At 73.0% G+C, this 13046-nt stretch carries 10 protein-coding genes; 3 read left to right on the top strand and 7 right to left on the bottom strand.

The window, feature by feature from the left end; genetic code table 11:
- From BJ981_RS28815 to BJ981_RS28805, 3 genes are all read right to left on the bottom strand, one after another.
- Positions 1-984 carry an ABC transporter permease gene (locus BJ981_RS28815; RefSeq protein WP_184616580.1) on the bottom strand — a complete coding sequence of 328 codons (984 nt, stop codon included), beginning with the start codon at positions 982-984 and terminating at the stop codon, positions 1-3.
- A gap of 165 nt (positions 985-1149) precedes the next feature.
- A complete protein-coding gene (locus tag BJ981_RS28810) occupies positions 1150-3492 on the bottom strand; it encodes an AAA family ATPase (protein WP_184616579.1) in 2343 nt (780 codons plus the stop codon).
- 178 nt (positions 3493-3670) lie between these two features.
- A complete protein-coding gene (locus tag BJ981_RS28805) occupies positions 3671-5527 on the bottom strand; it encodes a CHAT domain-containing protein (RefSeq protein WP_239139559.1) in 1857 nt (618 codons plus the stop codon).
- Between the two features lie 282 nt (positions 5528-5809).
- Between BJ981_RS28805 and BJ981_RS39465 the strand changes: the two genes are divergently transcribed.
- Entirely contained in the window at positions 5810-6712 is a 903-nt protein-coding gene (locus BJ981_RS39465; RefSeq protein ID WP_184616577.1) for a DoxX family protein, read from the top strand.
- Positions 6713-7002: 290 nt separating this feature from the next.
- Here BJ981_RS39465 and BJ981_RS28795 read toward each other — a convergent pair whose 3' ends face one another.
- Entirely contained in the window at positions 7003-7251 is a 249-nt protein-coding gene (locus tag BJ981_RS28795; RefSeq protein WP_184616576.1) for a metallothionein, read from the bottom strand.
- A 381-nt stretch (positions 7252-7632) separates the two neighbouring features.
- A complete protein-coding gene (locus BJ981_RS28790) occupies positions 7633-8463 on the bottom strand; it encodes a helix-turn-helix domain-containing protein (RefSeq protein ID WP_184616575.1) in 831 nt (276 codons plus the stop codon).
- A 465-nt stretch (positions 8464-8928) separates the two neighbouring features.
- On the opposite strand from BJ981_RS28790, the gene BJ981_RS28785 reads away from it, so the two are divergent.
- Entirely contained in the window at positions 8929-9069 is a 141-nt protein-coding gene (locus BJ981_RS28785) for a hypothetical protein (protein WP_239139558.1), read from the top strand.
- A gap of 25 nt (positions 9070-9094) precedes the next feature.
- Here the strand turns inward: BJ981_RS28785 and BJ981_RS28780 are convergent, their stop codons facing one another.
- Positions 9095-9457, bottom strand: coding sequence for a VOC family protein (locus BJ981_RS28780; RefSeq protein ID WP_184616573.1), 363 nt, complete (start codon positions 9455-9457; stop codon positions 9095-9097).
- A gap of 207 nt (positions 9458-9664) precedes the next feature.
- Here BJ981_RS28780 and BJ981_RS28775 point away from each other — a divergent pair, with 207 nt between their 5' ends.
- A complete protein-coding gene (locus tag BJ981_RS28775; protein WP_184616572.1) occupies positions 9665-12169 on the top strand; it encodes a DNA gyrase/topoisomerase IV subunit A in 2505 nt (834 codons plus the stop codon).
- Between the two features lie 37 nt (positions 12170-12206).
- Here BJ981_RS28775 and BJ981_RS28770 read toward each other — a convergent pair whose 3' ends face one another.
- Positions 12207-13010 carry an MBL fold metallo-hydrolase gene (locus tag BJ981_RS28770; protein WP_184616571.1) on the bottom strand — a complete coding sequence of 268 codons (804 nt, stop codon included), beginning with the start codon at positions 13008-13010 and terminating at the stop codon, positions 12207-12209.
- Between the last annotated feature and the right edge of the window lie 36 nt (positions 13011-13046).

Genomic DNA, 13046 nt, shown 5'->3' with positions numbered 1-13046 from the left:
TCAGGACACCCGGACCCTGGGGTCGAGGACGGCGTGCAGCACGTCGGCGGCCAGCGAGGCCGTCAGCACGGCCAGGGCGGCGCAGCAGCTGATCGCCGCGACCATGTTGACGTCGTTGGACCGGATCGAGGCGACCAGTTCCTCGCCCATGCCGTGCCAGCCGAACACCGACTCGGTGATGGTCGCGCCCACCAGCAGCGAGCCGAAGGTGAACGCGAAGTAGGTGACCGCGGGGATCAGCGCGGTGCGCAGGGCGTGCTTGACCAGGGCGGTGCGCCGGCGCAGCCCCTTGGCCATCGCCGTGCGCACGAAGTCGGCGTCGAGGACGTCGAGCATCATGTTGCGCTGGTAGCGGCTGTAGACGGCGATCTGGCCGAGCGCGAGCGAGAGGGTGGGCAGCGCCAGGTGCTTGACGCGGTCGAGGAGGCCCGCGCCGAGCCCGCCGTCGAGGCCGGGGGTGTGCTCGCCGCTGACCAGGAAGATCTGGACGCCGAGGCGGTCGTTGAGCCAGACCGCCAAGATGATCAGCATGTTGGCCAGCACGACGGTGGGCACGGCCAGCACCACGAACGCGGCCATGGTGGACAGGCGGTCGAACCAGCCGTACTGCCGCACGGCGGCCAGCGCGCCGGTGAGCACTCCGGCCACGCTGCCGAGCACGAGGCCGAGCACGATCAGCCGCAGCGTCACGCCGAAGCGCCGCCGCACCTCGGCGTCGACGCGGTCGCCGTTCCACGTCCTGCCGAGGTCGCCGCGCAGCACGCCGCCGGCCCACCGCAGGTAGCGCTGGAGGAGCGGGGTGCGGTCGTTGAGGTTGTACAGGGACAGCTGGGCGTCGACGACCGCGGCAGGGGGCCGCGGGTTGCGCCCCTCGTAGTTGGACCGGGGATCCAGGGCGAGGGCGGCCAGCATGTACGCCAGGCTCGTGGCGACGGCGATCAGGACCGCGTAGTTGACCAGCCGGCGCAGCAGGAAACCCGCCATCGCCCCCCTTCCGCCGATTACCCTGTCGCAGGGCCGGTCTCGCGACCGTGTGTGCCCATCCTGCTACATCGCGTAACGGCGTGGTGACAAGAATGTGGTCGACCGGGTCAGGTGTCGGCGGAGACGGCCCGGCGCGGGCCGGATTTCGGGGCTCGCGGGCGGTTTCTAGCGCCCGGCGAGCTCGTCCACGGCCGCGCGCACGTCGGCGCTGGTGATCGTCGTCAGCTCCTCGGCGCTGGCGGTGCCGCCGCGCCCGGCCAGGCGCACGTCGCGCCCGAGGGCGGCGCGCTCGAACAGCGACCGGGCGAAGCGGCCGTTGCCGAGCCCGTCGATCAGTCCCTCGGCGCAGACGTAGGAGAAGACGTCGGCGAGGTCCCGCTCGGCCGAGGCGTCGAAACGGTCGCCCGCGCCCTCGGCGAGCAGGCCGGCGATCGCGGTCAGCTCGGCGGGGGTGTAGGACGGGAACGTCACGCGCTGGTTGAACCTGCTGCCGAGGCCCGGGTTGGTGGCCAGCAGGCGCTCCATCTCGGCGGCGTACCCGGCGAGGATGATCACCAGCCGGTCGCGGTCGTCCTCGGCGCGCTTGAGCAGGGTCTGCACCGCCTCGGCGCCGAAGGCGTCCCCGCCCTGGTAGCCGCTGTTGACCAGGCTGTACGCCTCGTCGATGAACAGCACGCCGCCGAGCGCGCGGTCGACCAGCTCGTTGGTCTTGATCGCGGTGGCCCCGAGGTGCTGGCCGACCATGTCGGCGCGGGACGCCTCGACGACGTCCGGCCGCGACAGCAGGCCGAGCGCGGCGAAGACGCGGCCGAGCACGCGCGCCACGGTGGTCTTGCCCGTGCCCGGCGGCCCGACGAAGACGAAGTGCCGCATCTGGGGCGGCGCGGGCAGGCCCTGCTCCTGGCGCATGCGGGCGACGCGGAGCTGGGCCGCGATGGCGTGGACCTGCCGCTTGACGGGTTCGAGCCCGGCCATGCGGTCGAGGTCGGCCAGGGCCTCCTCCAGGCTCGGGGTGGCCATGTAGCCGCGGAACCTGGCGGTGATCTCGTTGAACGCCTTGGTCAGGTCGGCGGTGGTGGTCGTGATCAGGTCGTCGCGGCTCGGCGCGCCGCCCGCGCCCACGACGCGCACGTCCCTGGCCTGGGCCGCCGCCTCGACCAGGCTGCGCGCGAACCGGGCGTTGCCCAGCTCGTCCACCAGGTTGCGCCGGTGGACGTCCTCGAACATGCCGACCAGCGCGGCGGGCGCGTCCGCGGACAGCCGCTCGCTGCGCCGGTCGCTGAGGAGCCGCACGATGCTCAGCAGCTCGGCGGGCGAGTAGGACGGGAAGTTGATCCTGGTGGCGAAGCGGGAGGACAGGCCGGGGTTGGACGACAGGAAGGCCGTCATCTCCTTGTCGTAGCCGGCCAGGATGATGATCAGCCGGTCGCGGTCGTCCTCGGCGCGCTTGAGCAGGGTCTGCACGGCCTCGGCGCCGAAGCGGTCGGGCTGGCCGTCGCCGGAGTTCATCAGGCCGTACGCCTCGTCGATGAACAGCACGCCGCCGAGCGCCTGGTCGATCAGCTCGTTGGTCTTGATCGCGGTGGCGCCGAGGTACTCGCCGACGAGGTCGGCGCGCTGGGCCTCCACGACGTAGGGCGTCTCCAGCAGGCCGAAGGCGTAGAAGATCTTGGCGACGGTGCGGGCGACGGAGGTCTTGCCCGTGCCGGGCGGCCCGACGAAGACGAAGTGGCGCATCGGCTGCTCGGTGAAGTAGCCGGCCTCGGCGCGCAGCCGCGCCGCCTCGATGGAGGCGGCGATGGAGCGCACCTGCTCCTTGACCGGGTCCAGCCCGATCATGCTCTCCAGCTCGCCGAGGGCCTCCTCGACGGAGATGGGCGGCGGGACCTCGTGCTCGGCCGCGGCGGCGCGGTCGGAGGCTCCCTCGCGCGCCCGCTGCCTGACCTGGGCGGGCACGGCCGCCGCCGCCCTGGCGCGGCGCACCTGGACGGCCTGGACCAGCCGGTACACCAGCACGGCCACCGCCACGCCGTAGGCGGCGAACACGGCGATCTGCGGCGAGAAGGTGGCCACGGCGAAGGTCACCATGGCGGCGGCGCCGAGGGCGGCCAGGGTGGTGACCCAGGGGGTGACGTGCTGGATCAGGTGCGCGGCGCCGCCGGTCAGCACGCCGAGCAGGATGAACATGGTGGGCAGCGCGGAGTTCGGCTGGACGAAGCCTCCCATCGCGACCATCACGGAACACCACGCCACCACGACCAGGACGGTCGCGGCGGCGCGGGGGAACCTCAGCGTGAGGTCGGCGTAGCAGAGGAGTAAGAAGATCGTGACGAAGGTCGCGAACGACCAGCCGAGGACCAGGGCGAGGATCGCGCCGGCGGCGAGACCTCCGGCGAAGAGGGCACGCCTCTGGCCGCGCGAAAGTCTGAAATAGCCTTTCCGGACACGCTCGAAGTGATCGCGGGCCACGGCGCGCCCCGCCGGCCGGGCCCTGTCGGAGTCCCGCATTTTGCCTCCCCGGTCGCCTCCCGGTTATACCGCACCGGGACGTTCGGCGCGCGTCCCCGGCCCTGTCCCCTTTCCGCGCGCCGCGCGTCCATGCGCGCGGACGGGATCGGCGAGGGCGGGTTACGGGCCGGGAACCGCCCATCGGGACGGCTGGGGCCGGAGATGCCGAGGGGACGGCTCAGGGGCGGCGCGAGACGGCCCTGGCCTCGTGACGGCCGGGGTACTCGCCGACGAGCACGTGCTTGGGCGTCACCCGCAGCACGTTCTCCGCCGGGTCGGCCAGGGCGATGCCGCGCACCTCCGCCCAGAACCGGCGCTCGGCCGGGTCGGCGACGAACACGGCCACGCGCGGGTCGCGCTCCGCCGCCGCCCAGGCGTCCTCCGCGGCGATCAGGAGCAGGTCGCCGGACGGGCTGACCGAGGTGACGGCGCCGACGGCCAGCGTGCGCGGCCCCGCGGCGTCGGTGTAGGACAGCACGACGCCCCGGGAGTGGGTGAAGGCGCGCCGCACCTCGGCGCTGAGCCCCACCGACGGGGTGACCTCCCCCGGCAGGCGCGGCCCGCAGCCCTCGCACGGGACCAGCGACGCCCGCCACGGCCCCGCCGAGCCGCGCCACCAGGCCCTGGCCGCCCGCGCGGCGAAGGCGAGCAGCACCGCCAGCTGTGCCGCCGCGACCGTCCACCAGGCCCGGGTCGCCGCCGGGCCCTCCCCCGGCACGGCGCCGGCCACGACCAGGGCCCCCGAGGCGACCAGAAGGGACAGCACGGCCACCAGCAGCCACACGTCCGAGGACGCGATCTCGCGCCGGCGTGACCGCAGGCCGCCCCTGGCCCACACGTACACCATCGCGGCGGGGACGAGCGGCCCGGCGAGCGCCGCGCGCGGCTCTCCGGCGATCAGCGGCGCCAGGGCGAGGGCGGCGACGAGGAACCACAGGCGCGTGGCCACGATCCACAGCGTGACGCCGAGGTCGCGCAGGCCGACCCTCTCGGGCGGCACGGCGGTGAACTCGGCGAGCGCCCGCACGGGCCTGCCGCGCCACGCCTCCGCCAGGGCGCGGAACAGCAGCACCGCCACGCCGTTGAACAGCACGAGCCCGAACAGCCCCGCCCAGAAGGCGCCGAGGACGTCGTCCCACCGCACCAGGGGGGAGGCGGCGGAGACGAGAGGGACGGCCATGCGCGCCTCGTCGGCGAGCGACCAGGCGGGCATGGTGGCCAGCGCGACCGCGTAGGCGGCCGTCACCAGCAGGGCGACCGAGACGGCGACCGCGAGCCACAGGTCGCGGGCCAGCATGCCGGGCACGAACCGCCAGACCGGGACCTTCCTCGCCTGGCGCACGGTGATCGCCGCGGCCACCAGGAACGCGGCGGCGCCGCCGATCGTGGCCTCCTCGCGCAGTCCGTACCAGAAGGACAGCACGGCCACCACGGCGAGGGAGGCGGCGAACAGGGCGCGGAGGTGCCTGGCCCACACCTCCAGGGCGCGGCGGGCGCGGGCGGTCTCGCGCGGGTCCACCTGCCAGGTCGGGTCGTGGTGGTCGCGGGGGCGGTCCCAGCGCAGGAAGGTGAGGCCCAGGTTGACGCGGGCGCCGGGGTGGTCGGCGTCGCGGCGCAGGGCCGCCCGGTAGGCGGTGGCGGCCTGCCCGTGGTCGCCGCGGGCCAGAGCCAGGTCACCGATGAGGACGTGCGCGTCGGGCTGCTCGGGGGCGAAGCGCACGGCCTGCTGCGCCTGCGCCCAGGCGTCCCTCCAGCGGCCGGGGAGCCGGCGCAGGGCCGAGCCCAGACGTAGCCGCGCGGCCCAGGAGCCGGGTGCGAGCCGGACGGCGTCCTGAGCCGCGACGACCGCCTCGGAGTCGCGGCCGAGGCGTTCGAGGGCGAGACTCGTCAGCCGATGCCCCCACTCGCCGTCGGGATCGCGTTCGACCGCCTCGCCCGCGGCCTCCAGCGCTCCCTCCGGCTGGTCGCGGGCCAGCCGTGCGACGGCGACCACACACCAGGCCCGGGGATCGGAGCGGTCTCGCGGGGATGGCACCGGAGAGGGATCTGGTTCCTCGCCGGCGTTCCCCACGCCGTAATGGTCTGTTGCGGATCACCCGTTGCCTAGATGTCGGACATATACCTATAGCTCTCTAGAGAGGTCGGGACCGCCTCACGATGACCGGCAACCCCAGCGGTCCCTCCATGCACGGCGTGCCCCCCTCGGCGATCCACGCGGACAGGCCGCACCGCCGCGTTCCACCTCCACCGCGCATGACAGGAGGGATACGGGGCAATCGCCTGTGCAACACGGACAGACCCCTACAGAATGGCTACCGTGAGACGAGCCTTCCAGGATCTCGCCGCGCTCGCCGCCCGGCTGGGCGTCGGCGGGATCTTCTTCGCCAACGGCTGGCACAAGCTGGAGTTCGGGCTGACCGCGACGAGCGACCAGTTCGGGAAGATGGGCGCCCCCGGCCCTGGCGTGTGGGCCGCCGCCACCATGCTCATCGAACTGCTCGGCGGCGCGCTGCTGGTCGCGGGTCTCGCCGTGCCCGTCTGCGGGCTCATCCTGTTCGCCGAGGCCCTGGCGGTGTTCGTCCTCGTCAGCGGGGACACCGGCCTGCCGCTCACCGGCGGGGACGTCAACCTCATCGTCGCGCTCGGGTCCGCGTCGGTGCTGCTCGCCGTGGTCGGCGCCGGGCGCGTCTCGGTCGACCACCTCGTCGTGATCCGGCGGCGCGAGGCCGAGGCCGCCGACGACATGGCCGCCGACGCCGAGGCCGACGACGTCATCTCCTCCTGGCGCGACGCCGCCCGGCCGAGCGGGCCCGCCTCCGACCACGAGGTCACCCGGGTGGACACCCCTCGTGACGAGGACGCCACCCCCAAGCCGCCTCCGACGGGCCCGGTCACCTTCGCCAAGATGAAGGACCCCGCCGCGGATCCTTCAGGCTCCGCGAAATCCTCGCCCTCAGGGTCTCCCGGCTCCTCCGGGACCTCCTCCGACTCCGGGACGTCCGGCTCGTCCCGGTCCTCCGCACCCTCCGGGTCATCCGGGTCCCCGGATGGCTCCGACACCGGCGACGTCACCGCGCCGCGTAAGGCGCCCCGCGCCCGTCGTGCCGCCAAGCCCGCCGAGTCCCGCTCCGCGGACACCGAGTCTCCCCGCGACGCGCCGCCTCCGGCCGGCCGCGATCGTCTGGTCGCCGGCGGTCGCACCCCGTCCGACACGGACTGACCCGCGGATTTCGGATCCGGTTCCGGCCCGGCGGGCGGCGTGACGCCGGAGCGGCCGGGCGGCCTCGCGGGCATGGCGACGCCCCTGGATGGATCACGGAACCGGCCCGGCGGGTGACCTGACCTCACCCGCCGGACCGGCATCCCTAACAATGTCCGCAACACCACCCATAAGGCAAGCGGCACGACCATAAATTAGCCAGAGCGGAACCTGGACGCACCCAGGACGCGCGGCGAGGCCCGGTCCGCGGCCGTGTCCCGGCGACGGTCCGGCCGCATGGACACGGGTGGTCAGTAGGTCGCGGCGCCGACGTGGTCGACGATCGCCGAGACGCCCTGCCGGCGCGCGCAGTGGGCGCAGCAGTACCAGTGGCCGCCGGCGTCCACGCCGTGCCCGACGATGCGGACGCCGCAGTTCTCGCAGGTGGGGGCCATGCCCTGGATGGCGCACTCGAAGCTGTCGTAGGTGTGCACGCCGCCCTTGGCGTGGATCTCGAAGCTCATGTCATAGTCATTGCCGCATACTTCGCACTTTGCCATGATCCTCACCCCTTACGCGTCTCTCCCGAATTACCCCGAAACTTCCCGAAAGCCCTCATGGCCCGACGGCCGTGTACGCATAATTGGCGGTCCAGGGACCGGCTTTTTACCCGCTCACGCGGAGCCGAACGCACGGCGCCCACCGCCGCCGCGCCCGGAGCAGGCGCCGCGTCGCCCCGGAGCCGGGCAGCTCACGGCCCGTACGACAGCACCGGCTGAACGGCTCATGACCTCACTTCATCAGAAAAGTCCACCAGGCGCTCAAAGAGGCGATCGCACCGTCAAGGGGACCGGCCGGCCCACCACGTCGATACCTCCGCGGAACGGCGCACGGGCCGATATCCCGGCGAGAAATCGAACGCCCCGATCCGATCCCCTGGGTCAGGTCCATTCACCCCTCATGGTCTCCTCGATCATCACGATGGACAGGTGCTGGGGGTAGGCGTCGGCGCGGATGGCGTCGAAGCCCTTGACCAGGTCGGCGATCAGGCCCCTCTCCGAGAGCGTGCGGCCCCAGGGCTGGGACTCGACGCGCACCATGTACGGGTTGCCGCGCATCTCGGCGATGGAGTAGGCGCCGTTCAGTCCCGACAGGGCCTCGGCGCCGTAGGGCACGATCTGGACGGTGACCCGGGGGTGGCGCATCATCGCCACCAGGTGGGTGAGCTGCTCGCGCATGACCGCGGGCCCGCCGACGGGGCGGTGGAGCACGCCCTCGTCGATCAGCGCCGTGATGACCGGGCCGTCGTCGCGGGACAGCACGGCCTGCCGGAGCATGCGGGCCGACAGGCGCTGCTCGACCTCCTGCTCCGTGGCCCCGGGCAGGCGGGAGAGCACGCGCCGCGCGTAGTTCTCGGTCTGCAGCATGCCCGGGACGAGCATGGGCGCCCAGAACCGCAGGGCGGTGGCGCGCCGTTCCTCGACCGCCCAGGCGCGGAAGTGGGCGGGGACGGGGGGCGGGGGCGGCCAGACCTCGGCGTACAGGCGGGTCACCACGCCGTCCAGGCCGAACGCCTCGTCGCACAGCTCGGCGAAGCGCTCGGAGGGACGGAACTTGGAGGTCTCGACCATGGCCACCGCGCTGGTGGAGAAGCCGATCCTCCGGGCGAGCTGTTTCTGCGTGAGCCGCGCCGCGAGACGGTGGCGGCGCAGCTCGTAGGCGAAACGGGCGCGCGGCGACTCGGACGGGTCGATGTCGATCATTCTGGTCATGAGGCTCCCTCGCGGACACCCGGCCAGACCTGACTCACCGGCGCGGGACCGACGCCGAAGTCATTCCGTGGTCAAGGGAACACCAAGCGTAACGGCACCGGCGCGGGCCCGGGAAGGGGAACGGCGACGACCGCGGGCCGCGCGGGGGCTGCAAGCCGTTAATGAGAAGACGTCAACGTCGCGGAGAAATAGTGTGCTCGGGGACACCGGCACCCCGCAGAGGGAAGGAGCCGTCGATGAGGCGCATCAGAATCGCCCGTCCGCGCACGAACCGCCGCACCGAGACGGCGGCGTCCCTGGACCTGAGGTCCCCGTCGGGGCGCCCCCTGCCCTACTGACGGCCGGCCGCGATCTTTACGATGGTCTTACGATCACATCTGTAGACATCTCGATAACGAATGCGTCACGGCGGGGGGTTCGATGAAGAGGCTGGCGGCGGTACCCGCTTACGTACCACGGCACAAGGTGCGCGACATCCGTTCCGCGCACCACCGCGAGCCGTCCTCCGAGTCCCAGGTCGAGTCCACGATCGTGCACCTGCAGGCGTACACGGGCCGCAACGTGATCCGCTTCCCCCGCCCGGGGGGCTCGACGCCCGCCGCCTGAACGGGCGCCGGGCCCGGCCGGCCCCTCAGTCGTCGCAGAGGCAGAAGGGGTGGCCCGCCGGGTCGAGGTAGACGGTGAAGTCCCGTCCCGGCTGGTGGGAGTGCTCGACCGCGCCGAGGGCGACCACCTGGGCGCCGGACTTCTCGCGGTCGTCCACGACCAGGTCCAGGTGCATCTGCTGGGGGTGGTCGGACGACGGCCACACCGGCGCCCTGAAGTCCTCGGCGCGCTGGAAGGACAGCTTGTAGTCCCCGCCCCCGTCGATGCTGACCCAGTCGGGCCGGTCGTCCACGACCTTCCACCCGAGCACGGCCGAGTAGAAGGCGGCCAGCGCCTGGGGGTCCGGGCAGTCCAGGACGACGCCGTACATCCGTGCGATCTCGCTCATGGGCACTCCTTCGTTCGATGGCGACACTACCAAAAAGCGATCGCCGGTCACCTCCACGACCGCGGCCGGGGCGACCCCGGCGCGAACGCATGAGCCTTATCCATGCCGGAGACGTCCAAACGGCCGACGCCGCCGCGCCTGCCGTCGTACGGACGCAAAAGCGCTTCGGGTCGCGGAGCACCTCCAAGCTTCGGCACAATGTTCGATATGGCCCGACGCACCACCACGCCCCCGCCGGAAGACTTCGAGGAACGCATCGTCGACATCGACGTGGCGACCGAGATGCGCACGAGCTATCTCGAGTACGCGTACTCGGTCATCTACCAGCGCGCGCTCCCCGACGCCCGTGACGGCCTCAAGCCGGTCCAGCGCCGCATCCTCTACTCGATGAGCGAGATGGGCCTGCGGCCCGAGCGCGGGCACGTGAAGTCCTCGCGCGTCGTCGGCGACGTGATGGGCAAGCTTCACCCCCACGGCGACAGCGCCATCTACGACGCGCTGGTGCGCATGGCGCAGCCGTTCTCTATGCGGCTGCCGCTGGTGGACGGGCACGGCAACTTCGGCTCCCCCGACGACCTGCCCGCCGCCATGCGGTACACCGAGGCGCGCCTGGCCGCCGCGGCCATGCTGATGGTGCAGTCCATCGACGAGGACACCGTCGACTTCAAGCCGAACTACGACGGCCAGGAGACCGAGCCGACGGTCCTGCCGAGCGCCTTCCCCAACCTCCTGGTGAACGGCGCCGCCGGCATCGCGGTCGGCATGGCGACCAACATGGCGCCGCACAACCTCGTCGAGGTCATCGCCGCCGCCCGTCACCTGATCAGGAACCCGGGGGCCACGCTGGACGAGCTGATGCGCTTCGTCCCCGGGCCCGACCTGCCGACCGGCGGCACGATCATCGGCCTGTCCGGTGTGCGCGACGCCTACGAGACCGGCCGCGGCACGTTCCGCATGCGCGCCAAGGCCACCGTCGAGCAGGTCACCCCCCGGCGCAAGGGCATCGTCGTCACCGAGCTGCCCTTCAACGTCGGCCCCGAGCGGGTCATCACCAAGATCAAGGAGCTGGTGACCTCCAAGAGGCTGTCCGGCATCTCCGACCTGAAGGACCTCACCGACCGGCACAAGGGCCTGCGCCTGGTCATCGAGATCAAGAACGGCTTCCACCCCGAGGCCGTGCTCGCCGAGCTCTACCGCCTGACTCCCATGGAGGAGACGTTCGGCATCAACAACGTGGCGCTGGTCGACGGCCAGCCCCGCACGCTCGGCCTGCGCGAGCTGCTGCAGGTCTACGTGGACCACCGCATCGACGTCGTGCGCCGCAGGTCGGCCCACCGGATGCGCCGGCGCGAGGAGCGCCTGCACCTGGTGGACGGCCTCATCGTCGCGCTGCTCAACATCGACGAGGTCATCCAGGTCATCCGCTCCTCCGAGGACTCCGCCGAGGCGCGCTCCCGCCTCATGGAGATCTTCGACCTGTCGGAGACCCAGGCCGTCTACATCCTCGACACCCCGCTGCGCCGCCTCACCCGCTACGACAAGCTGGAGCTGGACCGCGAGCGCCAGACCCTGAACGACGAGATCGCCGAGCTCGCCGCCATCCTCTCCTCCGAGGACAAGCTGCGCCGGGTCGTGTCCGGCGAGCTCGCCGACGTCGCCAAGACCTACGGCGCCCCGCGCCGCACCGTCCTGCTGGAGGACGGCGCGAGCGCCGTCAGCGCGGCCGCCATGCCGCTGGAGGTCGCCGACGACCCCTGCCTGGTGCTGCTGTCCTCGACCGGCCTGCTCGCCCGCACCGGCGACGCAGTCCCGCTCGGCGCCGGCGAGGAACGCTCGGCCCACGATGTGCTGGTCGCGGTCGTGCGCTCGACGGTCAGGGGCGAGGTCGGCGTGATCACCTCCGCCGGGCGCGCGATCCGCGTCTCGGTGCTCGACCTGCCCGCGCTGCCGTCCACGGCCGCTCCCCCGTCCCTGTCCGGCGGCCATCCGGTGAGCGAGTACGTCACGCTCAACCCCGGCGAGCAGGTCGTGGGCCTCGGCTCCCTCGACCCCCAAGGGCTCGGGCTCGCGCTCGGCACCGCGCACGGCATGGTCAAGCGGGTCGTGCCCGAGTATCCCGTGAACCGCGACGACTTCGAGGTCATCGGCCTCAAGCCCGGCGACGCCGTGGTCGGCGCCGTCGAGCTCACCTCCGAGGACCATGACCTGGTGTTCATCGCCTCCGACGCCCAGGTGCTGCGCTTCCCGGCGTCCTCGGTACGCCCGCAGGGACGGCCCGCCGGGGGCATGGCCGGCATCCGCCTGAGCGACGGCGCCAAGGTCATCTGGTACGGAGTGGTCGATCCCTCCCGCGAGTCCCGCGTCTTGACCATCGCCGGGTCGGCCTCGGCGCTGCCCGGCACGGGCATGGGCGGCGGCAAGGTGTCGGACTACGCCGACTTCCCGCCCAAGGGCCGGGCCACCGGCGGCGTCCGCGCCCAGCGTTTCCTCAAGGGCGAGGACGTCCTGGTGATGGCCTGGGCGGGCCCCGCGCCGGTCAAGGCCGTGTCCTCGACGGGCAGGCCGGTGGAGCTGCCGTCCGAGATCGGGCGGCGCGACGGCTCGGGCGTGCGGGTCGCGCCGGACATCGCCGCGATCGGCGGGGCACTGGGCGCCGGCCCGGACATCGCTTCCCCGTCTGCGGCCGGGCCGGAGGCTTCGGACGAGGAGTAGCCCCCGGCCCTGATCGCCTTCGGCCCGCCGGGGGCCGTCACGCGGACGCGGCGGCCCGGCGCAGCGCCTCGGTGGTGAACTCGGCGGGGTAGGGCGAGCGCGCGAGCGCGTCGTCCGCCGTCATCTCGCCGGCGGCCACGGCCCGGCACAGCGCCGCGACCTCGGCGAGCTGGTGGCGCTGCCGGGTCACGAACGCGGCGTCCACCGGCTCGCCGTGCCCGGGCACCACCGTGCGGGCCCCGAGGTCCAGTAGCCGGTCCACCGCGGCGGGCCAGGCCGCCGGGCGGGAGTCGTCGAAGGAGGGCGGGGCGCCCTGCTCGACGAGGTCCCCGGCGAAGAGCACGGCCGCGTCCGGCACGTGCGCCACCAGGTCGTGGCCGGTGTGGCCGGGGCCGGGGTGCAGGAGCCGCACGACACGGCCGCCGAGGTCGATCTCGGCGGTGTCCTCGACGGGCCGGTCCGGCGGCACGATCCGCGCGGCCTCGATGCGGGCCGCGGCCTCGGGGTCGCCCTTCGCGCGGTAGTACGCCGCCCACGTCGTCCGCTGCTCCCGCGCGCCGCCGGCCAGCTCGGCCCGGCAGCCCGGGTGCGCCCACACGGCCGCGCCGGCGAACGCCGCCGTGCCGAAGGCGTGGTCGAAGTGCGCGTGGGTCAGCACGACCGACCACGGCAGCCCGGTCAGCTCGCGGACGGCCGCCGCGAACCCGGCGCCCTGCCGTTCGTCGGCGCCGGTGTCGACCACCAGGCAGGCGCGCTCGCCGACGACGAGGCCGAGTGACAGGTCCAGCTCGGTGTGACGGCGCACCCAGACCTGGTCGGCGACCTCGATCCAGCGGCCCACCCGCCTCACCTCCCCGACGGCCCAGTGTAGTGATCG

Source organism: Sphaerisporangium krabiense, assembly GCF_014200435.1.
Lineage (GTDB): Bacteria > Actinomycetota > Actinomycetes > Streptosporangiales > Streptosporangiaceae > Sphaerisporangium > Sphaerisporangium krabiense.
The sequence above is the reverse complement of the archived record's forward strand: the minus strand, read 5'-3'. Positions and strand labels throughout refer to the sequence as shown.

What these genes read in the sequence shown, in the direction of transcription:
- BJ981_RS28775 (WP_184616572.1), top strand. Translation starts at nt 9,665, where the DNA reads ATGGCCCGACGCACCACCACGCCCCCGCCGGAAGACTTCGAGGAACGC.
- BJ981_RS28810 (WP_184616579.1), bottom strand. Translation starts at nt 3,492, where the DNA reads ATGCGGGACTCCGACAGGGCCCGGCCGGCGGGGCGCGCCGTGGCCCGC.
- BJ981_RS28790 (WP_184616575.1), bottom strand. Translation starts at nt 8,463, where the DNA reads ATGACCAGAATGATCGACATCGACCCGTCCGAGTCGCCGCGCGCCCGT.
- BJ981_RS28815 (WP_184616580.1), bottom strand. Translation starts at nt 984, where the DNA reads ATGGCGGGTTTCCTGCTGCGCCGGCTGGTCAACTACGCGGTCCTGATC.
- BJ981_RS28795 (WP_184616576.1), bottom strand. Translation starts at nt 7,251, where the DNA reads ATGGCAAAGTGCGAAGTATGCGGCAATGACTATGACATGAGCTTCGAG.
- BJ981_RS28780 (WP_184616573.1), bottom strand. Translation starts at nt 9,457, where the DNA reads ATGAGCGAGATCGCACGGATGTACGGCGTCGTCCTGGACTGCCCGGAC.